The sequence below is a fragment of the Chromobacterium sp. Panama genome, assembly GCF_003052555.1.
In the GTDB taxonomy this organism is placed as follows: domain Bacteria; phylum Pseudomonadota; class Gammaproteobacteria; order Burkholderiales; family Chromobacteriaceae; genus Chromobacterium.
Map to the genome: position 1 here is coordinate 4,039,830 of NZ_QARX01000001.1, position 26,271 is coordinate 4,066,100.

24 protein-coding genes are annotated in these 26,271 nt (G+C 64.6%); 12 read left to right on the forward strand and 12 right to left on the reverse strand.

Features of this window, described 5'->3' with window-relative positions:
• Positions 1-99: 99 nt before the first annotated feature.
• From DB032_RS18280 to DB032_RS18315, 8 genes are all read left to right on the forward strand, one after another.
• A complete protein-coding gene (locus DB032_RS18280; protein ID WP_227105261.1) occupies positions 100-1,137 on the forward strand; it encodes a pilus assembly protein PilM in 1,038 nt (345 codons plus the stop codon).
• Positions 1,137-1,724: a PilN domain-containing protein gene (locus DB032_RS18285; RefSeq protein WP_107800723.1), complete on the forward strand. Its 588-nt coding sequence runs from the start codon at positions 1,137-1,139 to the stop codon at positions 1,722-1,724. Before DB032_RS18280 ends, DB032_RS18285 begins: the two co-directional genes overlap by 1 nt.
• Entirely contained in the window at positions 1,721-2,335 is a 615-nt protein-coding gene (locus DB032_RS18290) for a type 4a pilus biogenesis protein PilO (protein ID WP_107800724.1), read from the forward strand. The genes DB032_RS18285 and DB032_RS18290 overlap by 4 nt, the downstream gene beginning before the upstream one ends.
• Positions 2,336-2,347: 12 nt before the next feature.
• On the forward strand, positions 2,348-2,866 hold the full coding sequence (locus DB032_RS18295; protein WP_107800725.1) for a pilus assembly protein PilP: 519 nt from the start codon (positions 2,348-2,350) through the stop codon (positions 2,864-2,866).
• Positions 2,863-4,986, forward strand: a complete 2,124-nt coding sequence (pilQ, locus tag DB032_RS18300; RefSeq protein WP_107800726.1) for a type IV pilus secretin PilQ — start codon at positions 2,863-2,865, stop codon at positions 4,984-4,986. Before DB032_RS18295 ends, pilQ begins: the two co-directional genes overlap by 4 nt.
• Before the next feature lie 69 nt (positions 4,987-5,055).
• Positions 5,056-5,616 (forward strand): shikimate kinase AroK, encoded by a 561-nt coding sequence (aroK, locus tag DB032_RS18305; RefSeq protein WP_107800727.1) that lies wholly within the window; start codon positions 5,056-5,058, stop codon positions 5,614-5,616.
• 2 nt (positions 5,617-5,618) lie between these two features.
• Positions 5,619-6,698 (forward strand): 3-dehydroquinate synthase, encoded by a 1,080-nt coding sequence (gene aroB / locus DB032_RS18310; protein WP_107800728.1) that lies wholly within the window; start codon positions 5,619-5,621, stop codon positions 6,696-6,698.
• A 197-nt stretch (positions 6,699-6,895) separates the two neighbouring features.
• On the forward strand, positions 6,896-7,279 hold the full coding sequence (locus tag DB032_RS18315) for a FimV family protein (RefSeq protein WP_227105271.1): 384 nt from the start codon (positions 6,896-6,898) through the stop codon (positions 7,277-7,279).
• A 100-nt stretch (positions 7,280-7,379) separates the two neighbouring features.
• On the opposite strand, the gene msbA is transcribed toward DB032_RS18315, so the two are convergent.
• The 10 genes from msbA to cysG all read right to left on the reverse strand — a co-directional run bounded on the left by msbA (position 7,380) and on the right by cysG (position 18,979).
• The gene (gene msbA, locus DB032_RS18320; protein ID WP_107800729.1) at positions 7,380-9,140 is read right to left on the reverse strand and encodes a lipid A export permease/ATP-binding protein MsbA; all 1,761 of its coding nucleotides are present in this window, start codon (positions 9,138-9,140) and stop codon (positions 7,380-7,382) included.
• 51 nt (positions 9,141-9,191) lie between these two features.
• The gene (locus DB032_RS18325) at positions 9,192-10,295 is read right to left on the reverse strand and encodes a glycosyltransferase family 4 protein (protein WP_107800730.1); all 1,104 of its coding nucleotides are present in this window, start codon (positions 10,293-10,295) and stop codon (positions 9,192-9,194) included.
• Entirely contained in the window at positions 10,288-11,610 is a 1,323-nt protein-coding gene (locus DB032_RS18330) for an O-antigen ligase (protein WP_158274350.1), read from the reverse strand. Before DB032_RS18330 ends, DB032_RS18325 begins: the two co-directional genes overlap by 8 nt.
• A complete protein-coding gene (locus DB032_RS18335) occupies positions 11,603-12,724 on the reverse strand; it encodes a glycosyltransferase family 9 protein (RefSeq protein ID WP_107800732.1) in 1,122 nt (373 codons plus the stop codon). Before DB032_RS18335 ends, DB032_RS18330 begins: the two co-directional genes overlap by 8 nt.
• Positions 12,721-13,875 (reverse strand): glycosyltransferase family 4 protein, encoded by a 1,155-nt coding sequence (locus DB032_RS18340; RefSeq protein WP_107800733.1) that lies wholly within the window; start codon positions 13,873-13,875, stop codon positions 12,721-12,723. Before DB032_RS18340 ends, DB032_RS18335 begins: the two co-directional genes overlap by 4 nt.
• Positions 13,872-14,954: a putative lipopolysaccharide heptosyltransferase III gene (rfaQ, locus tag DB032_RS18345; protein ID WP_107801982.1), complete on the reverse strand. Its 1,083-nt coding sequence runs from the start codon at positions 14,952-14,954 to the stop codon at positions 13,872-13,874. Before rfaQ ends, DB032_RS18340 begins: the two co-directional genes overlap by 4 nt.
• A 19-nt stretch (positions 14,955-14,973) precedes the next feature.
• On the reverse strand, positions 14,974-16,713 hold the full coding sequence (ptsP, locus tag DB032_RS18350; protein ID WP_107800734.1) for a phosphoenolpyruvate--protein phosphotransferase: 1,740 nt from the start codon (positions 16,711-16,713) through the stop codon (positions 14,974-14,976).
• 22 nt (positions 16,714-16,735) lie between these two features.
• A complete protein-coding gene (locus tag DB032_RS18355) occupies positions 16,736-17,005 on the reverse strand; it encodes an HPr family phosphocarrier protein (protein ID WP_019100446.1) in 270 nt (89 codons plus the stop codon).
• Positions 16,992-17,399: a PTS sugar transporter subunit IIA gene (locus tag DB032_RS18360; protein ID WP_107800735.1), complete on the reverse strand. Its 408-nt coding sequence runs from the start codon at positions 17,397-17,399 to the stop codon at positions 16,992-16,994. Before DB032_RS18360 ends, DB032_RS18355 begins: the two co-directional genes overlap by 14 nt.
• Positions 17,400-17,587: 188 nt before the next feature.
• Entirely contained in the window at positions 17,588-18,979 is a 1,392-nt protein-coding gene (gene cysG, locus DB032_RS18365) for a siroheme synthase CysG (RefSeq protein WP_107800736.1), read from the reverse strand.
• A 151-nt stretch (positions 18,980-19,130) separates the two neighbouring features.
• Between cysG and DB032_RS18370 the strand changes: the two genes are divergently transcribed.
• Both DB032_RS18370 and DB032_RS18375 read left to right on the forward strand, forming a co-directional pair.
• Positions 19,131-21,395 (forward strand): diguanylate cyclase, encoded by a 2,265-nt coding sequence (locus DB032_RS18370; protein WP_158274351.1) that lies wholly within the window; start codon positions 19,131-19,133, stop codon positions 21,393-21,395.
• Between the two features lie 27 nt (positions 21,396-21,422).
• Positions 21,423-22,244 (forward strand): DUF3025 domain-containing protein, encoded by an 822-nt coding sequence (locus DB032_RS18375; RefSeq protein ID WP_370445220.1) that lies wholly within the window; start codon positions 21,423-21,425, stop codon positions 22,242-22,244.
• On the opposite strand, the gene DB032_RS18380 is transcribed toward DB032_RS18375, so the two are convergent.
• Complete coding sequence (locus tag DB032_RS18380; protein WP_082158910.1) at positions 22,196-23,398, reverse strand: YihY family inner membrane protein; 1,203 nt, start codon at positions 23,396-23,398, stop codon at positions 22,196-22,198. The genes DB032_RS18375 and DB032_RS18380 overlap by 49 nt on opposite strands.
• A 129-nt stretch (positions 23,399-23,527) precedes the next feature.
• Between DB032_RS18380 and wrbA the strand changes: the two genes are divergently transcribed.
• Positions 23,528-24,127, forward strand: coding sequence for an NAD(P)H:quinone oxidoreductase (gene wrbA, locus DB032_RS18385; protein WP_107800738.1), 600 nt, complete (start codon positions 23,528-23,530; stop codon positions 24,125-24,127).
• Here the strand turns inward: wrbA and DB032_RS18390 are convergent.
• Positions 24,124-24,903: a helix-turn-helix domain-containing protein gene (locus DB032_RS18390; RefSeq protein WP_107800739.1), complete on the reverse strand. Its 780-nt coding sequence runs from the start codon at positions 24,901-24,903 to the stop codon at positions 24,124-24,126. The two genes, wrbA and DB032_RS18390, sit on opposite strands and share 4 nt — an antisense overlap.
• Before the next feature lie 100 nt (positions 24,904-25,003).
• Between DB032_RS18390 and DB032_RS18395 the strand changes: the two genes are divergently transcribed.
• Positions 25,004-26,197 (forward strand): MFS transporter, encoded by a 1,194-nt coding sequence (locus tag DB032_RS18395; RefSeq protein WP_107800740.1) that lies wholly within the window; start codon positions 25,004-25,006, stop codon positions 26,195-26,197.
• Positions 26,198-26,271: the final 74 nt, after the last annotated feature.

Below are 26,271 nucleotides of genomic sequence, written 5' to 3' on the forward strand. Positions count from 1 at the left end.
GCATAGGACCAATCGAGGCACCTGATGCTCATCGACAAACTCAAAGCCGCCCCTCCCTGGCTAGAACAACTTGGATTGGCTAAGGCTAAAAATGTTCCAATGTTGGGACTGGATATCAGCAGCACCGCCGTCAAACTGGTGGAGCTTTCACGCTCGGGGAAAAACTGCCAGGTCGAACGCTATGTGATCGAAGCCTTGCCCAAGGACGCGATCAGCGACGGCAATCTGGTGGATATCGAGGGCATCGCGGAAACCCTGCGCCGCGCCTGGAAACGGCTGGGCAGCCCCACCCGCCACGTCGCCATCGCCATCCCCACGGCGATGGCGATTTACAAGAAGCTGCTGGTGCCGGTCAGCCAGACCGACAACCTGGCGGAATTGATCGAATCCGAAGCCAATCAGAGCATTCCCTTCCCGCTGGAAGAGGTGAATCTGGACCATCAGGTGCTGGGCCCGGCGCCGTCCAGCATCGACGATCTGGAAGTGCTGCTCTGCGCCGCCCGCAAAGAGAAGGTGGAGGAGCGCGTGGCGGTGGTGGAGATGGCCGGCCTGCGCGCTCAGGTGGTGGACGTCGAATCCTTCGCCATGATGACGGCCTTCGAGCAGGTCGAACAGCAATTGCCGGAACAGGGCATGAACCAGACCTTCGCCCTGTTCGACATCGGCGCCACCCGCATCCACTGCAACGTCATCCGCAACAACCAGCAAGTCTATTATCGCGAACAGGTGTTCGGCGGCCAGCAACTGACGCGCGACATCCAGCGCCGCTACGGCATCAGCTATGAAGAGGCGGAAAGCGGCAAACGCGGGATGAGCCTGCCGGACGGCTATGAATCCGAACTGATGCATCCCTTCGTCGATTCTCTGGCCCAGGAGATACAGCGCGCGCTGCAGTTCTTCTACACCACGGTCAGCGTGTCGCAATACCTGCGTGTCGACTACATCCTGCTGGCCGGCGGCTGCAGCATGCTGCCGGGCCTGGACGACGCGGTGGCCGGCCGCACCCAGATCAGCACCATGATCGCCAATCCGTTCAGCACCATGGTGCAGTCCAGCCACATCCGCCTCAAGGAATTGCTGATGGACGCGCCGGCCTTGCTGGTGGCCTGCGGCCTGGCCATGCGGAGGTTCGACTGATGATACGCATCAACCTCCTCCCCCACCGCGAACAGAAAAAAGCCGCGCACCGGCTGCGCTTCCAGGTGATGCTGGGCCTGACGCTGGTGGCTTCGCTGGCCCTGGTGGTGCTCAGCTATCTGATCATCGGCGGCCGCCTGTCCCATCAGCAGCAGCGCAATGATTTCCTGCAGGGTGAAATCGCCAAACTGGACAACCAGATCAAGAATATCGGCACCTTGAAAAAGCAGCGCGACGATCTGCTGTCGCGCAAACAGCTGGTGGAACGGCTGGAACAGGGCCGCAACGAAGGCGTGCACGTCTTCGACCAACTGGTGCGCCAAACCCCGGACGGCGTCTATCTGAGAAGCTTCAAGCAGGCCGGCAACCAGTTCACGCTGTCCGGCTACGCCTTGTCCGGCGCGCGGGTCTCCAACTATATGCGCAGCCTGGCCCAATCCAACGTCTTTGACGCGCCGGTGCTGGTCGAAGTGAAGGCCTCCAACATCAACGGCCAGCGCGCCAACGAATTCACCCTGAACTGCAGCCTGCGCGAAGCCGCCCCGCCCAAAGCCGGCAAGCCCGCCTCACCCGGAGCCAAGCCATGACGCTGGACGAATTGCGCACGCTGGACCCCAAGGACATCACCAACTGGCCGTTGCAAGGCCAGGCCATCGCGCTGGCGCTGCTGGTCGCCTGTTTCGTCGGCCTCGGTTATTTCTTCGTGCTCAGCGAGGAACTGGACCGCCTCAACGCCGCCAAGCAACAGGAAGAGCAGCTCAAGCAGACTTATGTCGACAAGAAGCGCCAGGCGGTCAACCTGGACGCGCTGCAACAGCAGTTGAAGGAAATCGACGCCTCCTTCGGCGCCCTGCTCAAGCAGCTGCCGACCAAGTCGAACATGGACACGCTGTTGACCGAGATCAACCAGGCCGGCATCGGACGCGGGCTACAGTTCGAGCTGTTCCGGCCCAACCCGGAAATCAAGACGGCCGAGATGGCGGAAGTGCCGATCACCATCCGCCTGACCGGCAGCTATAACGACCTGGCAGCCTTCGTCAGCGATGTGGCGCAGCTGTCCCGCATCGTCACCATAGCCGACATCAGCCTGACGCCGGACGCCAAGGGCGCGCGCCTGACCATGGACGCCACCGCCAAGACTTTCCGCGCGCTGGAGCCCGAGGAGCGGACCGCGCAGGCGGCCCCTCCCAACAAGTGAGCCGCACAGCCCATGACAAGAACTCTCGCTTGCCTACTGCCCTTGCTGCTTGCCGCCTGCGGCAGCGGCGACACCGACGATCTGCGCCAGTGGATGCAAACCAGCACCCAGGGCCTGCGCGGCCAGATCGAACCGCTGCCCCAGGCGCAGTCCTACCAGCCGTTCGCCTACCAGGCCTTCGACCTGCTCGACCCCTTCAACGCGCAGAAGCTCGCCGCGGCCAAGAATCAGAACCTGGCGAACGCGCCGGATATGAAACGGCCGCGCGAGGCGCTGGAAAACTACGATCTGGACAAGTTGAAGATTGTCGGCGTCATCCGCCGCGGCGGCGCCAACTACGGCCTGGTGCGCACACCCGAAGGCTCGATTTACCGCGTTCAGGCCGGCAATTTCGTCGGCCCCAATTTCGGCCAGATCAAGAAAGTCGGCGACACGGACATCCAGTTGACTGAGACCGTGGAAGATTTGAACGGAGAATGGGTGCAGCGCAACACCAGCATGTACCTGGACGAACAAGGGCAAAACAAATGAGCAAGCACTCCATCAAACTGTTGTCGGGACTGGGCCTGTCCCTGCTGTTCGGTTTCGCCTACGCCGGTCCGGCGATCACCGCGATCCAGCTGGCCAACGGCGACGGCGACCAGCAGGTGCTGCAGGTCAGCTTTGACGGCCCCGCCGTCCAGCCCAACAGCTTCGCCATCGCCAACCCGCCGCGCATCGCCTTCGACTTCGCCGGCGCCAGCGTAAAGCTGGCCAAGCCGCAGCAGGACTTCGGCGGCCCGCTGGTCAAATCCGCGGTGGCGGTGGAGGCCAACGGCCGCTCCCGGCTGGTGCTGAGCCTGAGCCGCAACGCGCTGTACAGCAGCAGCGTGTCCGGCAACACGCTGCGGGTCACGCTGAACCCGAATCTCGGCAGCGCCGCCCAGGCCGCCACGCCGGTGGAGCGCCCCGCCGCCAGCGCGCAAAGCGCCACGCGCCCAAGCCCGGTCCAGATCGCCGGCGCCCAGCCGCTGGCGCTGGACTTCCGCCGCGGCAAGAACGGCGAAGGCCGGGTGGAGATCAAACTGCCGTCCGCCAACACCCCGGTCGACATCCGCCGCGAAGGCAAGCAATTGCTGGTGGACGTGCTGGGCACTCAGCTGGACAGGCAGAACCAGCGCCGGCTGGACGTTGCCGACTTCGGCACCCCGGTATCCAAGATCGACGCCCGCAACCAGGGCGGCAACAGCCGCATCCAGATTCAGCCGCAGGGAGACTGGGACTTCTCCTCCTACCAGACCGACGGGCAGCTGGTCGTTGAAATCCGCCGGCCGGCGCCGGAGTCCGCGGCCAGCGCCGACGCCAACCAGAAACCGCAGTACAAGGGCGACAAGCTGTCGCTGAACTTCCAGAACATCGAAGTGCGCACCGTCCTGCAGGTGATCGCCGAATTCACCGGCCTCAACATCGTCACCAGCGATTCCGTCAACGGCAATATCACGCTGCGACTGAAAGACGTGCCCTGGGACCAGGCGCTGGACCTGATCCTGCAGACCAAGGGCCTGGACCAGCGCCGCGCCGGCAACATCATCCAGATCGCGCCGCGCGAAGAACTGCTGGCGCGCGACAAGCAGGTGCAGGAGGCCAGGCAGCAACTGGCCACGCTGGAGCCGGTGCGCTCGGAAACCTTCGTGCTGCGCTACCGCTCGGCGGAGGACTTCAAGAAGGTGCTGGACGGCACGAACACCACGGGTAAGAAGGAAAGCATCCTGACCGAGCGCGGCAGCGCGCTGATCGATCCCAAGACCAATACCCTGATCATCAACGACACCGGCAGCACCATAGACAAGATCCGCGACATCATCGGCAAGACCGATGTGCCGGTGAAACAGGTGCTGATCGAGGCGCGCATCGTCGAGGCCACCGACAACTGGAGCCGCAACCTGGGCGTCAAGCTGGCCTTCGACCGCGTCGGCAGCACCGGCATCATTTCCGGCGGCGGCTTGACCAACGCCATCACCAACGCCAATGGCCGCCTGGGCATCGTAGGCGGCGCCGCGCAAACCCCCTATGTCATTTCCCCCGGCGTCAACCTGCCGATCTCCAACCCGGCAGGCTCACTGACCGCGCTCTATAGCGTGGGCAAATCCGCCATCATCGGCCTGGAATTGCAGGCGCTGCAGACCGAGAACAAAGGCCGGGTGATTTCCAGCCCGCGCATCATGACCGCGGACCGGCAGGAAGCCACCATCGAACAGGGTACCGAGATTCCCTACCAGGAAGCCTCGTCCAGCGGCGCCACCTCCACCTCGTTCAAGAAGGCGGTACTCAGCCTGAACGTCAAACCGCAGATCACACCGGACAATCACGTGATGCTGGACATCAAGGTGAACAAGGACAGCGTCAGCCCGACGCTGACCGTGGGTGGCACCCCGGCCTTGGACACCAAGAAGGTCAACACCCAGGTGCTGGTGGAGAACGGCGGCACGGTGGTGATCGGCGGCATCTACCAGCAGCAGATTAGCGACATCACCAATAAAGTGCCGCTGCTCGGCGACATTCCCATCTTGGGCGCGCTGTTCCGCAGCTCGCAAAAGTACGATAACCGCACTGAATTGCTGGTCTTCATCACGCCGCGCGTGGTGGAAGACCTGAGCGGCAATAATCAATAAAACCCCGGCTGCGCAGCGCCCCCGGCGCTGCTGCAACGCCGAAAGACAGCGCGGCCAAGCTCGGCTACAATGCCTGCCATGGAGAAACCGGCAGGCAATTTTTTTCTGGTCGGCTTGATGGGCGCGGGCAAGACCACGGTAGGCCGAGCTTTGGCGCGGCGCACCGACAAAACCTTTTACGACTCTGACCACGAGATCGAGGCCAGGACCGGCGTACGCGTCGCGACCATCTTCGATATCGAGGGCGAGTTGCGCTTCCGCGACCGGGAAACCTCGGTCATCGCCGACCTCGCCCGCCTGGACAACATCGTGCTGGCTACCGGCGGCGGCGCCATCATCCGTCCGCAAAACCGCGCCTGCCTGGCGGCGCACGGCACCGTCATCTATCTGCGCGCCACGATAGACGATTTGCTGGCCCGCACTCTGCACGACAAGAACCGTCCCCTGCTGCAGATCGCCGACCCCAGGGCCAAGCTGGAAAGCCTGTTCCACGAGCGAGACCCCTTATATCGCGAGGTGGCCGACATCGTCGTCGACACCACTCAGCAGAATGTCAGCCTGCTGGTTGCCCGCCTGATAGAGCAATTGGCCGGCCTCCCCCCCAAACACCGCCCCGAACAAGGAAGCTGATTGTGATTACCCTCGACCTGATCCTGCCCGACACCCGTTACCCGATTCACATTGGCCGGGACTTGCTGGAACAGGTCGAGTTGCTGCTTCCCCATCTGCCCCTGCCCAAGGTCGCCATCGTCAGCAACGAGACCGTGGCGCCGCTGTATCTGGCCCGGCTGCAACAGGCGCTGGCCAAACACCGGATTGACTCCTTCAGCGTCGTCTTGCCGGATGGCGAGCGGCACAAGGACTGGAACACGCTCAACCTGATTTTCGACGCGCTGCTGTCGCGCAACGCCGAACGCAAGACCACCCTGATCGCGCTGGGCGGCGGCGTCATCGGCGACATGACCGGCTTCGCCGCCGCCTGCTATCAACGCGGCGCGCCCTTCATCCAGATCCCCACCACCTTGCTGGCGCAGGTCGACTCCTCGGTCGGCGGCAAGACCGCGATCAACCATCCTCAGGGCAAGAACATGGTAGGCGCGTTCTACCAGCCCAAGGCGGTGATCGCCGATATGTCGCTGCTGGATACGCTGCCAGAACGCGAGCTGTCCGCCGGCCTCGCCGAGGTGATCAAGTACGGCCTGCTGGGCGACGTCGCCTTCCTCGGCTGGCTGGAGGACAATATGCCGCGCCTGCGCGCGCGCGATCCCGACGCGCTGCAGCACGCGGTCAAGCGCAGCTGCGAGATGAAGGCAGACATCGTCGGCCAGGATGAAAAAGAGCACGGCGTGCGCGCGCTGCTCAACCTGGGCCACACCTTCGGCCACGCCATCGAGGCCGGCCTGGGCTACGGCGTCTGGCTGCATGGCGAAGCCATAGGCGCCGGCATGGTGCTGGCCGCCGCCGCGTCCGCCGAATTGGGCTGGCTGTCCGCCGCCGACGTCGAACGCGTGCGCAGCCTAGTGGCCGCCGCCGGCCTGCCTGTCAAGAGCCCGCAGATGCCGCTGGCGCGCTGGCTGGAGCTGATGAGCCACGACAAGAAGGTGGAAGCCGGCACCATCCGGTTCGTACTATTACAACAACTGGGCCAAGCCACTATTCAGGCCGGCCTGCCCTCTGCGATACTCGAGAAAATACTGAACAATAATAGTTAGCGTTCAAACAGCATCGGTACAGATTCAATAAGGATTTCTACGGATTGCCGCTTGCGCCGCTTCATCAGAATAATGAATCTACTGGAGATGGAGAAGGCCGGCAGGGACACCCCGCGCAAAGCTTGAAGCCAGAGCGCACAATGTCGGGGAGCCGCCGGCGAGGCCAAGTCGTTGCAAAGCGGAAGGGGAGAAGCCACATGGTAGCGTTGAGCGCGTTTGCCGCCAGTTTTGGACTGATGGCGGGATATTACGCCCTGCGATTCTTATGGAAGAAAGTACGTTACACCAAGCCGTGCCAACGTGGCATCGATCCGGTGGGCGAGGCGGAGGTTTTTCTCGCCTACGGCCGCACCCGCGACGCGGTGCGGGTGCTGAAAGATTCGCTGCGAGACAATCCGGATGATCTGCCGGCCAAGGTCACCTTGTTGCGGGCCTATTCCAGCGAATGTAATCGCGAAGCCTATTGCTCGCTGGCGCGCGACGTTCAATCCCAAGTGCAAGGCCAGCCGGTCTGGCACACCATTCAGGAAAACGGCCGTCGGCTGGCGCCGCAAGATCCGCTGTTCGAAATCAAACTCTGACGTCTTAGCTTGCGAGTCGTAAACGCGTTCTGAGTCCTCGATGCAGTCAAGCCGGCCATGGCTCCCGCCCTGGCCGGCTTGATTTCGTCGCAGCGCCCGCTCAATCCGCGGCGGCGTCCTCGTCCTTGAACTGCAGGCTGTGCAGCTTGGCGTAGAGCCCGTCGCGCGCGAGCAACTGCGCGTGCGAGCCCTCTTCGGCGATCTCGCCCTGATGCATCACCACGATGCGGTCGGCGTTCTCTATCGTCGACAGCCGATGGGCGATCACAATGGTGGTGCGGTTCTTCATCAGATTTTCCAGCGCGCTCTGCACCAGCCGTTCGGACTGGGTGTCCAGCGCCGAAGTCGCCTCGTCCAGAATCAGCAAGGGCGCATTCTTCAACAAAGCGCGGGCAATCGCCAGCCGCTGACGCTGTCCGCCGGACAGACGCACGCCGTTTTCGCCAATCAGGGTATCGAACCCTTCCGGCATCGCCTCGATGAACTCCAGCGCATTGGCCGCGCGCGCGGCCTCCACCACCGCCTCGCGACTGAACGAGGCTTCGCCGTAGGCGATATTGGCCGCCACGCTGTCGTTGAACAGCACCACGTCCTGGCTGACCATGGCGATATGCCGGCGCAGATCGCTCAAGGGCATGTCCTGCAGGCGCACATCGTCCAGACGGATCTCGCCGCCGTCCGGATCGTAAAACCGCGGAATCAGGCTGACCAAGGTGGTTTTGCCGCTGCCGGACGAGCCCACCAGGGCGACGGTCTCGCCGGGATGGACCTGCAGATTGATATCGCGCAGCACCTGCCGCTCCGCCGTCGGATAGCGGAAGTTCACCCCCGAGAGCTGCAGCTTGCCGCGCGTGCGCGGCAAGGCGGTGCGGCCATAATCGGGCTCTTCCGGCAGATCGAGAAAATCGAAGACCGACTCCGCCGCCGCCAAGCCGCGTTGCATCGCCTGGGCAATGCCGGTGATGCGCTTGACCGGCGCGAACAACAACATCATCGCGGTCAGAAAGGACATGAAATCGCCAGCGGTGAAAGCGCCGCCCTGGGCTCGCAGCGTGGCGAAATACAGGATGGCGGCCAACGCGCAGGCAATCATCAACTGCGTGATGCCGGTGTTGGCGGATGTGGCCGCGCTCTGCTTGACCGCGTTGCGGCGGATGGCCGCCGCCGCCTGCTGAAAACGCTCGCTCTCGCGCGCTTCGCCGCCATAGACCTTGATCACGCGCTGGCAGCTGATGCCCTCGCCCAGCACCTGGGTCAACATGGCCATATTCTGCTGGTTCTCACGCGATAGATTGCGCAGGCGCTTGCCCACCACCCGCATGCACAGGGACACAATCGGCAGCACCAGCAAGCAGATCAAGGTCAGCTGCCAGTCTATATACAGCAGCCAGGCCAGCAGGCTGACCGCGGTGACGCCGTCCTTGACCGTGACCGTGATCACGCTGAAGCCGGCTTCGGTCACCTGGTTGACGTCGTAGGAAATCCGCGACACCAGACGGCCAGACTGGTTGTCGGCATAGTATTGCACCGGCAGACGCAGCATCTTGGCGAACATCTGTTCCCGCAGCGTCTGCACCAAGTGGCCGGTCAACCAGCTGGAGGTGTATTCATTGATAAAGCTGGTGACGCCGCGCACCGCGAACACGCCGATGATGGCCAAGGGCACCCAGGCGATCGCATGCGGATCACGGTTGACGAAACCGCTGTCGATCAAGGGCTTCATCAGGCGGGCGAAGGCCGGCTCGGTCAAGGCCGCCACCGTCATCGACACCAGCGAGATCAGGAAGACCTTCCAGTAACGGCCCAAATATCCCAGCAAACGGCGATAAATCGCCCAGTTGCTTTGCAAAGAATTCTTCATTCGTTCCTATCATCCAACGCCCGCGTCCGCGGGCGGTCATCAAGCCAGTCGTCAAATCCCCGGCGCATCCAGGCCGCTGAGTTCCAGGATCCGCCGCACGTTCCGCTCCGGCGCGAAGCGGGAGCGCACATCGACGCGTCCGGCTTGCGCCCAGGCTTTCATCATCTCCGGCCGACTCAGCGCCTGGTCGATCGCCGCGGCCCAGGCGGCGCTGTCCTCCGGCAGCGCCAACACGCCGGTTTCGCCATTGCACATGGTCTCGGGAATGCCGCCGGTGTCGCTGGCGATCACCGGCACGCCCAGGCCCAGCGCCTCGATCTGCGACATGCCCAGCGGCTCGTAGCTGGACGGCATCAACACCAGGTCGGCGCGCGCCAACAAGGCGGCCACCGGACTCACCACCCCGGCCAACAACACTCTATCCTGCAAACCCAACTGCCGCGCCAACCCGGTGATCGCCTGCTGCTCCGGCCCTTCTCCGGCAATCAGATAACGCGCGTCCGGCCACTTGTCTCTCAGCAAGTCCAAGGCCGCCAACACCGTCCTGTGCCCCTTCTCACCGCGCAACATCGCCGCCTGCACCAGCAGAGGGCCGGAGGAACGGGACAGCCATTGCTCCAGCTCCGCCGGCAAGGGCTGCGCGGCGGCCTGATCCAAGGCGGAGAAATCGATGCCGGGATAGACCACATGCAGCTTTTCAGGGCGGATGGCCGGATTCTCCAGCAAACAACGCTTCAGATAGGCGCTGGGCAACATGGTCGCGTCCATCAGCTGGTTATAGCTCCAGGCCGACGCCTGACCCGGCTGATAAGTGCGCGAGCGCAGCAGAAAGGGCCGGCCGCGCCCCATTAGCCGCGCGGCAATGGCCAGATTATTGCTGTCGTGGCCGCTGTGGCAAATGGACAGCCGCGGACGATGACGGCGCATCCAAGCGCTCAAGGCCAAGATGGACGGCATGTGGAGGCTGTTGCGAAAGCGCAGCGGCAGCACCTCCAGCCCGCGTTGACAAGCCACCTCCATCACTCGCGTCTGCGGCCGGCAGGCCAGCACCGTACGAAAACCGCGCTCTCCCAGCAGGCGCATCTGCTGCATCAACTGCAGTTCCTGCCCGCCGACATTGGGGGAAGACTCGGTGAACAGCACCCAATCACGCATGCGCGGCGCCTTTCTCCCGCTGTCTCAACTCCGCCAGCAAAGCGGCGGCGGTAAACAAGAAGAGATGCAGCATATGATCCTTGTTCACGCTTTCCAGCAACATGCGTCCAAGAAAGCCGCAGGTCACCAACATCAAGACCAGACCCAAGGTGTCGCGGCGCAGACGGAAGGCCCGATAGCCGGTCCAGATCAGCACGCCGCAAAACGCCAGCCACAGCGCGACGCCGATCACGCCCAGGCCCACGCCAAGGTCGATGAAACCGCTGTGGCTGTGGCCCACCTGATTGGGGTGCCCCGTCGCCGTCAGCGCATTGGTGAAGGCGTTGCGGCTATAGCCATAACCCATGGGCTTGGCCGCGATGAGGTCCAGGCCGCTGTGAATCCAGGCCACTCGCTCATAAGCAGAATCATCTACCGGCATGCCATTTGACAACTTAGGATAGGGCTCCATCCGCAGCCAGGCCTTGGTGTCGGCATAGTGCCATCCGGCAGCCGCCGACTCTACAAATACTTGATTCCGGCTATCCTGCTTGATCGTATACGCGGCGATGCTGCCCGCCGCGGCCAGGACCACGCCGGCGATAAGCAAAGTCTTGCCCCAGCCTATCTTCAGCCCTTCAAACACGGAGTACACCAGCAGCATGGACAACATCAGATAGACAAGACCGATCATGCCATTGCGCGCGCCCGCCTTGAGGCTGACAAACAGAATCAAAGCCGCAGCCAAGCATAGCGCCCAGCGGGGAAAGCGCGTGAGCGGATGGGTCCCGCGTTGTCCAAAGCAAAACGCGGCCACGACGAAGGCCAGTACAAAGTTCATGAAGAAGGTGAATTCCAACTTGGTAGCGGTGGTGTACACCTCGTTATACGGCCACAAGCCCGTAGTCAGATAGACATAAGCACCATGGCTAAACTCGGTCAAGGCCAAGACGCAACCGGCGAGGATGACCAAGTCCGAAATCGTCCAGCGCCGAGGGGGGCGGAACAAAGCCAGGCCCGCCACAAACCACAAGCCACCCATCAATAGCTGGCTGCGGAACTCGCCGGCGGAGGCTTCCGGCCACATCGAGAGCGACACGCTATGCAGCCAGGCGAACAGCAGGAACGCGCCGATGGCCGCGACAGGCCCGCGCTGCTCGCGCCAGTGGCGTTTGAGTTCGGGATAGTCTTTCGCCACCAGAACCAGCATCAACAACAGGATCACATAACGCAGCGCAATCGTATGAGACACGCTGGCCAAGGTCAGAAACAACAAGGACAGGCCGATGGCCAAACGGCTATGCCAGCGCGGCTCTATGCTCAGATGATCATTCATGCAGAAGTTTTTCCAAAGTTTCGGCCACCTGCCCGGCAGGCAGCGCCGCCATACACTGCGCCTGGCGGCATTCGCCGGCCTGATCGCCAAATTTTCTGAAACAACGCAAGGCCCAATCGACATCGCGATAATGCACGCTGCGCTGATTGCGGCAAGGAAACCACGCCGGGCCGACGCCGACGCAGGCGAAGCCGGCGAAAAACCGGCTCGCGCCGAACAAGGTCTCGCTGCCCGGCCCGAACAACATCAGCAAGGGCGCGCCCGCCACTTTGGCCAGATGCGCGATGCCGGTGTCCGGACACACGCAGGCGCGGGCGCGGCTCAAGACGGCGCGCAATTGCGCCAGGCTCAGCGTGCCGGCCATGACGATATCGTCCGGCCCCAGCTCGACGGCCGATAGCAGATGCTGCTCCCCTGGCCCGCACGACCACAACACCACGCAACGGCAAGCCCGAGCCGTGGCCGCGACCTGATTCCAACTGGCCACGGGCCAGAAGCGGGTCGCCGAACTCGCGCCCACGTGCAGTACGACGAAACGCGGCGGCAAGGGCGGCAGCCCTTCAGCCGCTACCGGCCAATCCCGCAAACGAAACGGCTGGGGCTCGGGTCCGTCGATCAAGCGCGCGGCGGTATCGGTCCAGGCTTCCGGCTGCCCGGCGTACGCCACCGCCTCGTCCAGCAGCCAGTTTTTATAGCGCGGCGTTTCGCCGGCAAAGCCCACGATCCAGCGGGCGCCTATCGCACGGGCGAGAAAGCTGAGCCGGTTTTCGCCCATCAGGTAGGCGATATCGAAACGCGCCTCGGCGAACAAGCGCCGAATCGAGGCGAAGTCGCGCGGCTGCCAGGGCAGCGGCCGAATGCCGTACGGCCGCGACGCATACAGCGGCGCTTGTCCCGGCGGACAGGCCAGCACGATCTCCGCCTTGGGAAAACGCTCGCGCGCCTTGGCCAACAGACTGGTCGCCATCAAGGCGTCGCCCAGCAGAAACTGATGCAGGATCAATACCCGACGCGTGCGCTCGGGATCCGGCTTGCGGCGCAGCCATTGCCAGGGCAGCCTCAGCAACAGCGCCGTGAAAATCAGCAAGCGTCCGGGAAAGCGTCCCGGCCTCATTCTCCGGCCCCGCCTTCGCCGTCGCCAAGCGACAGCTCCCGGTACAAGGCCAGCATCTGCGCCACCATAGCGCCCTCGCTCAACCCCGCCACCCGCGCGCGCGCAAGCTCGCCGCTGCGCGGCCAGTCCGCGCGCGCGGCCAGCCAGGCCGCCACATTGTCTTGCCAAGCGGCGGCGTCTCCCGCCGCGGCCAACCAGCCGGTGACGCCCGGCTCCAGCAGCTCCGCGCCACCGCAACGCGTGCTGGTCAGCACCGGCAAACCGCAGGCCATCGCCTCGATCACCACCGAGCCAAACGGCTCGTACAGCGTCGGCAGGATGAAGCCGTCCGCCAGCCCGTAATGGCTGCGCACATCGCGCTGCGGACCGGTGAAGTGCGCGCGCTCGGACAGGCCCAGCCGGGCCGCCAGCCGCTGATAGCGCGCCAGCTTCTTGTCTCCGCCCACCACCACCAGATGCACGGCGGCGTGCGGCGCGACGGCGCGCAGCGCCTGCGCCACGCCCTTGCGCTCGAAACCGGACCCCACGTAGACCAGCGTCGGCGCCTCCGGCGGAATGCCGTAACGCTCGCGCAGCGCCGCCCTCTGCTCGCGCGCCGCCGCCGGATTGAAAAACCCGCTGTCCACGCCGTTGTGGATCACCGCGCAGCGCTTCGGATCCACGCCGAAACGGCCAACCACATCGTCGCGCACCAAGGCCGAATTGCAAATCACCGCGCGCAAAGCCGGATGCCGGAACATCGCGCGCTCGGTGCGCAGCATGAAATGGTGGTAAGGATTGCAAAAGGTGCTCAGCCGCCGCCACCAGGGCCGGCCTTCCAGCCGCGCGTCCAGCCAGGCCGCGTGCACGCCGTCGCCGGCGCGGAACACATGGCAGCCGGGAATGCGCTCGTGCGACTGAACCAGATCGGCGCCGGCCTGCGTCCATGCGGCGCGCGCGGCGCGGGCGAAGCTCCAGTCGCGCCAGACGCTGCCGAGATAAAACGGCTTGACCCGCAGCGTTTCCACGCCCGGCAGGCTCTCCCAATTGCGGCTGATCAATAGCGGACGGAACTCGCCGCCGGTCTGCAATTGCTTGACGATGGCGCTGACGATGCGTTCCGCGCCGCCCGCCGGATTGTACTTCTGCCGGATAATCGCCAGCCGCTTCATGCGCTTTCCTTCAAGACCGCATCCACCGCCGCCAGCACCGTGTCCACATCGATGCGCTGCAGGCATTCGCTTTGCCAGCCTCCGCCGCAACCGGCGTTGCCGCAGGGGCGACAGGGCATGGGCTCGGACACCACGCGGTGCGGCACCTGCCACGGCCCCCATTCGATATCGCCAGATGGCCCGAACAAGGCCACGCACGGCGTTTTCATCGCCGAGGCGATATGCATGGGCACCGAATCCACGCCGATGTACAAACGCGCCTGGTCTATCGCCGCCGCCAACTCCTTCAAGCTCAGCGCGCCGGCCAGACTGGCCACCGGCCGTTCCAGCCGCGCTTCGATGTCGGCGATCATCGCCATTTCTTCCGCGCCCGGCGCGGCCGACAAGACCAGTTGTTCGCCGCGCGCGCTCAAGGCGTCGATCAAGGCGCTCATTTTCTCCGCCGGCCAGCTCTTGAACGACCAGCGCGAGGTCGGATGCACCAGGATGTAAGCGCCGGGCCGCAGACCGCGCTCGGCCAGCTTGGCCGCCAGCGTGGCCTCGGCGTTGTGCCCCGGCACCAGAACCAGCTCGCGCTGGCTTGCGTCCGGATACACGCCGATGCGCCGCAAGGCGTCCAGATGAATTTCAATCGTGTGGCGGCGATTGCCCGGCACCTGCAAATAACGGTGGGTGAAGCTCTTTTTGAAGAAGCGGCCGTAAGGGCCCTGCGGGCCCACAGACCAGCGCGGCGCAAGCAGGCGCGCCAGCCAGGCGCCGCGATTATGCTCGGTCAGCGTGATCACCAGATCGTAGCCGCGGGCGCGCAACTGGCTCAGCAGGGCCAGTTCGGCCCGGGCCTGGCCCAGCGGCCCCCGTTTTTTCCAGCCGCGATCTATGGTGTGCAGTTGCGCGATAGCCGGATGCAGACTCAGCATTTCCCGGGTGTCGTGGTAAACCAGCGCGTCGATCTCCAGATGCGGCGCCTGCTGTTGCAGCGCGGAAAACAGCGGAGAAGTCAGCAGCACGTCGCCGTGGTGGCGCAGCTTGATGACCAGCACCCGCCGCACGGCGTTCAGGTCGATGGGATCGTTCAGCATAAGAAAGGAAAAAGCCGGATCAGACACCCGGCTCGGCATTCAATTGTTGCAAAAGATCGGCGATTTTATCAGGGTCTTCGCTTCTAAGCATGCGCGCCGTAATCGGCGCGATCTGATCCAGGTGGGTATTGAGCACCTGTTGCTTGACCGCCAGCAGGTTGGCCGGATGCATGGAGAACTTGCGCAGGCCCATGCCCAGCAACAAACGCGTCAGCCGGGCGTCGCCGGCCATCTCGCCGCACACCGACACCGGCACCCCGCCCTTGATGCCGGCCTTGATGGTGTGCAGGATCAGTTTCAGCACCGCCGGATGGATGGGGTCGTACAAGTGACTGACCGAGTCGTCGTTGCGGTCGATCGCCAGCGTGTACTGGATCAAATCGTTGGTGCCCACCGAGAGAAAATCGATATGCTTGAGAAAGCTGCCCACCACCAGCGCCGCCGACGGGATTTCAATCATCGCGCCCACTTCGATGTCCTCGGCGTAGGCGATGTTTTCCTCGCGCAGCTCCTGCTTCGCGTATTCGAACTGCGCCAGCGCCTGCTTCAGCTCCGGCAAGGAATTGACCATGGGGAACAGAACCTTGATCTTGCCGTGCACCGAGGCGCGCAGCAGCGCCCGCAGCTGCGCGCGGAACATCAGCGGCTCGGCCAAGCATAGACGGATGCCGGTCAGGCCCAGCGCCGGATTGTCCGCCACCGCGTGGTTCAGCCATTTCGGATTCTTGTCCGCGCCCAGATCCATGGTGCGTATGGTCACCGGCAAACCCTTCAGGGTTTCCGCCACGTGCCGGTAGGCCTCGTACTGCTCGTCCTCGTCCGGCAAGGTGTCGCGTCCCAGAAACAGGAATTCGCTGCGGAACAGGCCCACGCCCACCGCGCCGGACTTGCGCACGTCTTCCACGTCCTGCGGCAGCTCGATATTGGCCAGCAGTTCGATCGCGGTGCCGTCCTGGGTCTTGGCGTTGGATTTGCGGATGGACGACAGCTTGCGCCTTGCGTCGCGCCAGGCGCGCAGCCGGCGTCGATACTCCGCCAGCACCAAATCGTCCGGATTGATGATCACCACGCCTTGCAAGCCGTCGACGACGATCAGCTCGTCTTCGCGGATCAGTTCGCGCGAATGATGCAGGGCGATCACCGACGGCAGGTCCAGGCTGCGCCCCAAAATCGCGGTATGCGAGGTGGCGCCGCCCACGTCGGTGATGAAGGCGGCGAAGTTGGAATCCTTGAAATAGACCATGTCGGCCGGCGACAGATCGTGCGCCACCAGAATGTGGTCGTCGACCAGATCCTCCGGCGCCGGCAGCTGCGGCACGTCGCCGTCCAGGTTCTTGAAGATGCGCTCCACCACTTGCAGCACATCGTTCTTGCGTTCGCGCAGATAGTCTTCCTCGATCGCGTCGAATTGCTCGACCAAGGACTCGCATTGCAGCTTCAACGCCCACTCGGCGTTGCAGCGCTGTTTCTCTATGATTTCGCGCGGCTCGCGCGAGATGGTGACGTCGCCCAACAGCATGATGTGCAAAGACAGGAAGGCGCCCAGCTCCGCCGGCGCGTTCTCAGGAATGCTGCCCCACAGCATTTCCAGCTCTTTGCGGGTGTCGCGAATCGCTTCGTCGAAACGCGCCAATTCCGCCGGGACTTCCTCGTCGTCCAGCAGATAATGCGCGACATCGTCCATGCTGCGCGAAATCAAATGGGCGCGGCCAATGGCAATGCCGCCGCCTATGGCCACCCCGTGCAGGATGATGCTCATCGTCCCATCCTCAGACTCCGGCTTATTCGGCCTCGTCGAACCGGTTGTTGATCAGGGCCACCAGGGCGTCCAACGCCACTTGCTCATCCTCCCCGCTCACTTCCAGTTCCACGGTCGCGCCCTTGGCCGCCGCCAGCATCATCACGCCCATGATGCTCTTGCCGTTGACCCGGCGATTGTTGCGCGCGATGAAGATATCGCTTTTATAGCGGCTGGCCAATTGGGTGAACTTGCTGGAAGCGCGTGCATGCAGGCCGAGCTTGTTGATGATTTCGACTTCAATTCTCAGCATTGCCTTCCCCCGGAATAATATAAAGCACGCCCTCCAGGCCGCCCGTGATCGCCTTGCTGACGACGATCTCCAACGGCTGGCTGCTATAGCACAAGGCTCGGACCACCATGGGCAGGCTCGCCCCGGCCACCGCCTCCACCCGCCCCGGCCGGATCAGCCGGCTGGCGATATTGGACGGCGTGCCGCCATACATATCGGTCAGGATCACCACCCCGTCGCCCGCGTCCAGCCTGTCCACCAGCAACTGGGCTTCGGCTTGCTTGCTTTCCGGGTCATCGGTCTTGTCGACCGCCATCACCGCCAGATTTTCCGGCTCTCGACCCAGGATATGCCTGGCGCAATCCGCCAGACTGCGCCCCAGGTCGCCATGCGCGATTATCAATACACCTACCATGCCTGATTCTTCATGTTGGCAGCGTCGTCGGCGCAGAGCCGGGACGCTGAAGCAAAAAGGTTGATCAACACGTCAGTCCGCCATTGTATCAGCAGTATTCCGCCAGAGGCGGCCGGCGTCAGCTTTAAACCGCGGCCCTCCGCCTTGTATAGCGCGCTTTTCTCGGCCAGCGCAACGGCAAAAAAACGTCAGCACACCCGGCGCCGGTACCAGCCCAGCTTATCCGCCAAGCCCACCACCTCGCCGACGATGATCAGGGCGGGCGACGCGATATGATGTTTGGACATCAGTTCCGGCAGGTCTTCCAGCGTGCCCGCCACCGTGCGCTGACGCTCGGTGGTGGCCCACTCCACCGCGGCGGCCGGCGTCGTCGCCGGCTTGCCGTGTTCGATGAAGGCCCGGCACAACTCCTGGGCGGTGGAAACCCCCATGTAGACTACTACGGTCTGGGCCGGCCGAGTCAACGCCGGCCAGTCAAGGTGAATGCTGCCATCCTGCTTGTGGCCGGTGACGAAGGTCACCGACTGCGCGTAGTCGCGATGAGTCAGCGGGATGCCGGCGTACGCCGCCGCCCCGCTAGCGGAGGTGATGCCGGGCACCACTTCGAAGGCGACGCCGTGCGCCGCCAGCGTCTCGATCTCCTCGCCGCCGCGGCCGAAGGTGAACGGATCGCCGCCCTTGAGCCGCAGCACCCGCTTGCCTTGTTGCGCCAGTTCTACCATCAAAAGATTGATGTCGCCTTGCGGCAACGCATGGTTGGCCCTGGCCTTGCCCACGTAAATGCGCTCGGCGTCGCGCCGCACCAGTTCCAGCAGTTCCGGCGCCACCAGATTGTCGTGCAAGACCACGTCGGCCTGCTGCATCAAGCGCAACGCGCGGAAGGTCAGCAAATCCGGATTGCCCGGCCCCGCGCCCACCAGATAGACCGCGCCCTGCGCCGTCTGCGCGTCGGCGTTCTCTAAGCGGCGCTCCATCGCCTGCTCGGCGGCGGCTTCATCGCCGTTGATCACCGCCTCGGCCAGCGGCCCCTCCAGCACCGACTCCCAAAACACCCGCCGCCGCTCGACGTCGGGAATGCCGGCCTTGACCCGGTCGCGAAACCCGGCGGCAAAGCGCGCCAGACGGCCGAAGCCGCTGGGAATCAGGCTTTCCAGCCGGCCGCGAATCAAGCGCGCCAACACTGGCACGCCGCCGCCGGAGGAGACGGCGATCAGCAGGGGGGAACGATCCACAATGGCCGGGGTGATGTAGCTGGACAATTCCGGGTCGTCCACCACATTGACCGGAATATTCAAGGCCTGGCAGGACATCGACACTTGGCGGTTGATCTCGCGGTCGTTGGTGGCGGCCACCACCAGGCGCCGACCCCGTACTTGGGCCGGCTCGAAACAGGCGCTCAAATGCGTCAACTGCCCCTGCCGCGCCATCTCGGCCAGCTCCGGCGTCAACTCCGGCGCCGCCACCGTCAGCTCCGCGCCGGCGGACAGCAAAAGCCTCGCCTTGCGCAGCGCCACCTCGCCGCCGCCCACCAGCAAACAGGAAGCGCCTTGCAATTTAAGGAAGATCGGGAAGTAATCCATATGGCCAGCTCCGCAACAATGTTTGCAGCATACTGCATTTGTTGCATAAAAACGACGCTGGCGAATGCTATCAATATTACGAAAAGCGCCCTGTTTTGCGCCTGGTGCCATCATGGCAGCTTTGCGCGCCATCGCGCCTCCGGAGATCTGTTTGAACCCAGCCTTACGCCGCCGGGCCAGCCCGCGTCGCCGCCTGTTCGCCACCGCGGGCTCGCTATGCCTGTTCGGGGCCGACTACGCGCACGCCGCGACCTCGGACTGGCTCGCCGGCTGGCCTTTGCTCATTCCTATGCTGGCATTGCTGGGCCTGCCGCTCTGGCGGCGCCGGCGACAGCTGAGCGCGCTCCGCCGCCAGGTCAGCGACAGCCGGCAAGCGCTGGCGCTGTGCGACGCCGCCGGCCGCCTGCTCGCCGTCTCCGGCCATGCGCCCGCGCCCACGCGCCAGGACGGCGGCCTGAGCGGCTACGGCTTCAGCCCGCACGATCTCGCTTTGCTGCTGGACCCGGCTCATCCCGGCCATCGCGACGGCCTGCTCGCGGCCCACGCCGATTTGCTGGCTTTTCCGCTGCCCTGCCCGCTCCCCGGCCATCTCTTGCTGCGCCTGCAGCCGCCGCCCGCCATTCACGGCCCCGGCGGCGATTGGGGCGGCTGGCGGCTGGCGCTGCAGGACGCGCGGCTGGGCTTGCTGGAATTCGACCTGGCCGGCCAAGCGGTGCGCGGCGCGCCGCAAACCCTGCACGCCCTGCTGGGCCTGCCGGCCGACGCCGAACGCCTGGCGTTCTCGCGCTGGCTGGAACTGTTGCACCCGGAGGACCGTTCGCTGTTCACCGCCCTGCTCAGCCATCCGGAGCAAAGGCAGGAAAGCGCCAGCGGCATGGAGTTCCGCGTGCGTCACGCCCACGGCCACTGGGAATGGCTGGAGCAGCGCACCCAGTTCCACAAGGACGAGACGGGCCGCATCAGCCATATCCACGCGCTGTGCCAGATCGTCACCGCGCGCAAGCTGGCCGAGTCCGCGATGCTGCGGCGCGAACAGGAATTCCGCACCTTGGTGGAGAACTCGGAAGACGTCATCGCCCGCTACGACCTGGAGCTGCGCTGCCAATTCATCAACCGCAGCGTCAGCCGCTATTCGACGCTGACGCGCGAGGAACACCTCGGCCGCAGCGTCCACGACAAAGCCTGGCCAGAAGCCGCGCGCGCGCGCTTCGCCGAGGAGTGCGAACAACTGATCGCCGGCGGCGAGGCGCGCCGCTTCGAGCTGGAGCTGAGCCTTGGCCCTCGGCGCTGCATTTTCGAAGTGAGGCTGTTTCCCGAATTCGGGCTGGGCGGCGAACTCCGCAGCATTTTGGCGGTGGAGCGGGAAATCACTCACAGCCGCCAGAGCGAACGTTTGCTGGCGGAGGAAAACGCGGTGATGGAGATGATCGCCGGCAATGCGCCGCTGCAAGACACCTTGAATCAGATCTGTCGGATGATGGAGTCGCAGCTGAATCGCGGCGTCTGCTCCATCATGCTGCTGGACCCCGCGGGGGAAACGCTGAGGCTGGCCGCCGGCCAAAGCCTGCCGGCCGGTTATCGCAAGCTGCTGGAACAAGTGCCAGTGGGCCCGGAGGCCGGCTCCTGCGGCACCGCCGTCCACCGTAAAAGCCTGATCATCGTCGAAGACATCGCCAGCAGCCCGCTGTGGGCCGGCTACCGCGAGCAGGTGGCGCCCTTCGGCCTCAGCGCCTGCTGGTCCACCCCCATCTTCTCCAGCGACCGCCGCCTGCTCGGCGCCTTCGCCATCTACCATCCTGAGCCGCGCCAGCCCGAGCCGGAAGAACTGCAGCTGGCGCAGCGCAGCACCCACCTGATCGCCATCGCGCTGCAACGCGACGCCCACGAGAAAAAGCTCTATCAGCTCGCCACCCTGGACGAGCTGACCGGCCTGTGCAACCGCCGCCAGTTCATCGCGCTGTCCAGCCGCGAGATCGAACGCAACCGGCGTTACCAATTGTCCTTGACCGTGTTGATGATGGACCTGGACCACTTCAAGAACATCAACGACCGTTACGGCCACGCCAAGGGCGACGAGGTGATCGTCCACTTTGCCCAAAGCTGCCGCAATGTGTTGCGCAGCACCGACATCTGCGGCCGCCTGGGCGGCGAGGAGTTCGCCGCGGTGCTGCCTGACACGCGGATGGAAGACGCGCTGCTGGCGGCGGAACGCCTGCGCCGCGTCGTGGCGGAGGCCCGCCTGCCGGGCGGCGAGGCCGGCCCTCTGCAATACACGGTCAGCATCGGCGTCGCCGTGCTGCGCGCCGACGAGACCGACATCGACGAAGTATTGGGCCGCGCGGACAAACAGCTGTACCAGGCCAAACACAACGGCCGCAACTGCATCAGCGGCGAGGAATTGCTGCTATTGCGCTAAAATGCCGGCTTGAATCTCTCTCCCAAGATGTCCACCGTGAGCGCCTGGCAAACCGATTACCTCTCCCATCCGCTGTATCTGCCCGTCCGCGACGCCGCCGCGCTGATCGCCCCCGCTTCCTGGCCGGAGCAGGCGGATTACGACCAGTTGCTGCGGCGCTATCGCCGGCAGCACCCGGACGCGCTGCCGCCCGAGCTGCGCTTCGCCTGCGATCTGGAGCCGGAAGCCTATTACGAGATGCATATCGGCCATACCGGCGAGATTCCCACGCGCACCGGCAATTGGCACGACTGGTTCAACGCGCTGGCCTGGCTGGCCTGGCCGCTGAGCAAGCTGGCGCTGAACCGCCGCCACCTGCGCGCCATCGCCCGCGGCGAAACCAAGCGCGGACCGCTGCGCGACGCCGCCACGCTATTGGACGAATGCGGCGTCGTCGTCGCTGTCTCCGATCCCGACTTCAGCCGGATGCTGGACGATATGGAGTGGCAGCGCCTGTTTCTGAAACACCGCCAGGACTGGGGCCGTCGCATCGGCGTCCACGCCATCGGCCACGCGCTGTTCGAAGTCGGCCTGCGGCCGCATATCGGCTGGTGCGGCAAGGCCTTGCCACTGCAGGTGCCGGCGGAATTCTTTGCTTGGGAAGAGGCGCGCCGTCTGGCGCACTTGGACGAGGCGCTGGCGCGCCGGCTAGACGACGACGCCTTCATGCCGGCGCCGCGCGCGCTGTGGCCGCTGCCGCTGCTGGGCATTCCCGGCTGGTGGCCGGACAACGAAAACCCGGCCTTTTACGATAATCGCGATTATTTCCGGCCGACGCGGCGGGCGAAGTCCTCCAGCGTCACCGACTGAAGCTCGGCCGTCATCGGCCCCAGCAGGCTTTCCACCCCGGCACCGACATCGTCGTCGCGGTAGTTGTCGCTGCGATAGACGAATAGTTCGAACAGCTCCACCATGCAGATGGCCGACAACTTCTTGCCCAGCACCCAGCCGTCGCGCTGGCTTTTCTGCACAAAGCCGCGGGAGCTCAACATGTCCAGCACCCAGCCCAGCTCGTCGTAGCCCACCTTCACCTGGCTGCGTAATTTCACCGGGCTCAACAATTCGCCGCGGTTCTGCGCCTCGTCCAGCAACAGCAGCACTTCCACCGCATCGAGAAAGCGCCGCCTGGGCTCGAAGCGCCGCCGCCAGGCGTCGCCTTCCCAATAGGACAGCGAGGCGGTGAACACCGCGCCGCTGAGCACCACCATCCACAAGCAATACACCCACAGCAGAAAAATGGGGATGCTGGCGAAAGCGCCGTAGACCAGCTGGTAATTAGCCACCTGGCCAATGTAGAAGCCGAACAAGGCGCGGGTGGCCTCCAGCAGGATCGCGGTCAGCAAGGCGCCGACGCTGGCGTGCTTGATCGGCACGAAGCGATTGGGAACGATGCGGTACAACAGCGACAGCACCAAAGCGGTCAGCAGGATGGAGCCGCCGGCCTCGACCACATTGGCCAGCACCGGCAGCGCGTGGTCGAACTTGCTGATCTTGAACAGGCTGCGCCAGGCCAGCAAGCTGCCGCCCAACACCAGCGGCCCCAAGGTCAGCACCGTCCAGTACACCATGCTCTGCTGCAACAGCGGCCGCCCGCGGCGCACGCCCCAGATGGCGTTGAAAGTCCGGTCTATGGTGGACATCAGCATCAGCGCGGTCACGCCCAGCATCACGATGCCGGCGGCGGTCAGCTTTTCCGCATTGTCGGCGAACTGGCGCATGTAGACGGTGATCACCTTGCCGGCGAACTCCGGCACCAGCGTGGACAGCAGCATGATCTTGAAACGGGTGCTCAGATCGGAGAACACCGGAAACGCGGAAATCACCGTCAAAGCGATGGTGAACAAGGGCACCAGCGCCAGCAGCGTGGTGAAGGTCAGGCTGCCGGACACTTGCGCGACGCGATGGCTGCCCATGCGCCGGGCCAGAAAGCGGGCGAAGCCCAGATACGGTTCGATTCGACTCATTTGCATCCCGGCAAAATAATGGCAAAGCGCGGATCAGGCAAGCCGCGAAGACTTGCTTTATCATGCACCGGCTCGCGCAACGGCGCGCGCCTTATCGTTTTTTGACCTCAGACGGAAGATTCCAAACCCATGCAAGACCTCCTGGTGCTCTATTACAGCCAGCACGGCGCCACCCGCGAACTGGCCCGCCTGATCGCCCGCGGCATAGAGAGCGTGCCCGGCTGCCAGGCCCGGCTGCGCACCGTGCCCAAGGTGTCCGCGGTCTGCGAGGCCACCGAGGCAGCCGTCCCCGAGTCCGGCGCGCCCTATGTCGAAGCCGCGGACCTCGCCGAGTGCATCGGTCTGGCGCTGGGCAGCCCCACCCGCTTCGGCAATATGGCGGCGGCGGTGAAATATTTCCTGGACGGCACCAGCCCGGAATGGATGCAGGGCGCGCTGGCCGGCAAGCCCGCCTGCGTGTTCACCAGCAGCGCCTCGCTGCACGGCGGTCAGGAGTCCACGCTGCTGACCATGATGGTGCCCTTGCTGCACCACGGTATGGTGATGGTGGGACTGCCCTATACCGAAACCGCGCTGAGCCAGACCCGCAGCGGCGGCACCCCCTACGGCGTCAGCCATGTCGCCGGCGTGCGCAATGAGCAGCCGATCAGCGACGATGAAAAACAACTGGCGCTGGCCCAGGGCCGCCGGCTGGCGGAGATGGCGCTGAAGCTGGCCGCTCCGATTTAAATCTCCGGCGCATCGAAGAAAGCGCTGGGCGACGCACCCAGCTCGCGCTTGAACATCGTCGCGAAGGCGCTGGGACTGGCGTAGCCCAGGTCCAGCGCCACCTCCAGCACGCTGGCGCCGCGCGCCAGACGTTCCAAGGCCGCGATCAGCCGCGCCTGCCGCCGCCACTGTCCGAAGCTGAGCCCGGTCTCGCGCTGAAAACGGCGCTGCAAAGTGCGCGGGTCCATCGCCGCCTGCGCCGCCCACTCGGCGACGCCGCGCGCGTCGCCGGGCTGACCGAGCAGTTGCCGGCACAGCTGGTCCAGCGCCGGCGACGCCGGCTGCGGCAGGGACAAAGCCAGGCTGGGCAGGCTGCGGATCTCATCCAGAATCAAGCCCATCACCCGCTCCGCGCGGCTATCCGGCGGATAAGGCACGGCAATGCCGGTCGCCGCCTGGATCAGCTCGCGCAACAAGGGCGACACCGCCAGCACGCAGCACGTCTCAGGCAAGCCGTTCAAGGCGTCGCCGCGCACGTACACCGTGCGCATCCGCACCCGGCTCAGCATGTTCACCTGATGCCAGGTGGCGATGGGCAGCCAGATGCCTCGCGTCGGCGGCACGATCCAGCGCCCCTGATCGGTGGTGACCATCATCACGCCCTCCACCGCGTACAGCAGCTGGGCGGTGGGATGGGCGTGCCGCGGCGATACGCCGCCGGCCGCGTAATCGCGCGCCTTGCCCACCACCGGCGCCGCGCCGCCGTCGTAGTCATGCAAATGATCAAAATCCGTCATAACGCCTCTTTTGCAAAGATGCCTGCCCTATTTTCGCAGGACGGGCGTTGCTTTGCTCGCTAGTATGACTTCACCCACTAGCTGAATGATTCTCAAGCCCATGACTACCGCCGCCTCCGCGCCAGATCAAGACAGCACCCGTTTCCGCGTGCTGGGCGCCATCAGTTTCTCCCATTTTCTCAACGATATGCTGCAATCTCTGCTGCTGGCGATCTACCCGCTGCTCAAGGGCAATTACCAGCTCAGCTTCGCCGAGATCGGCCTGATGACCTTGACCTATCAGTGCACCGCCTCGCTGCTGCAGCCGCTGGTCGGGCTCTATACCGACAAGAAGCCGATGCCGTATTCGCTGGTGCTGGGCATGGGCGCCACCCTGTGCGGCCTGCTGCTGCTGTCCAGCGCCGGCAGCTTCCCGCTATTGCTGCTGGCCGCGGCGCTGGTGGGCACCGGCTCCTCGGTGTTCCATCCGGAATCGTCGCGGGTGGCGCGCATGGCCTCCGGCGGCCGTCCCGGTCTGGCGCAATCCATCTTTCAGGTGGGCGGCAACGCCGGCAGCGCCAGCGGGCCGCTGCTGGCGGCCTTGATCGTCATCCCCCTGGGCCAGGGCAGCATCGCCTGGTTCGGTCTCGCCGCCTTGCTGGCGATGGCGGTCTTGTTCAAGATCGGCCAGTGGTACAGCCATCAGCAGCGCAAGGCCAAAGCCGCCGCCGCCGTTACGCCGCCGCCGCTGTCGCCGGCGCGCGTGAAGCTGACGCTGTTCGCCTTGCTGGTGCTGCTGTTCTCCAAATACTTCTACACCGCCAGCATCACCAGCTACTTCACCTTCTATCTGATTCAGCATTTTGGCCTGGGCGTGCAAGCCGCGCAGCTGCATTTATTCCTATTCCTGCTCGCGGTCGCTCTGGGCACCATCTTCGGCGGGCCGATAGGCGACGCCATCGGCCGCAAGCGGGTGATCTGGTTCTCCATCCTCGGCATCGCGCCGCTGACCCTGATGCTGCCCTACGTCAATCTGTTCTGGACCAGCGTGCTGTCGCTGGGCATAGGCTTTGTGCTGGCCTCCGCCTTTCCCGCCATCATCATTTACGCGCAGGAACTGTTGCCGGGCCGGGTGGGCATGGTGTCCGGCATGTTCTACGGCTTCGCCTTCGGCATCGGCGGCATAGGGGCCGCGGTGCTGGGCCAGCTGGCCGACAGCCACGGCATCGAATTCGTCTATCGCTTGTGCGCCTTCCTGCCGCTGCTGGGCCTGGTGGCCGCCCTATTGCCGGATCTGCGCGGCGACAAGGTTTGACACTGGCGCCGCCCTGCCCGGATACTTCCGCCATTCAATTTTTCCAACGCGCCTGCGGCGCCGTCCGAGCGCTC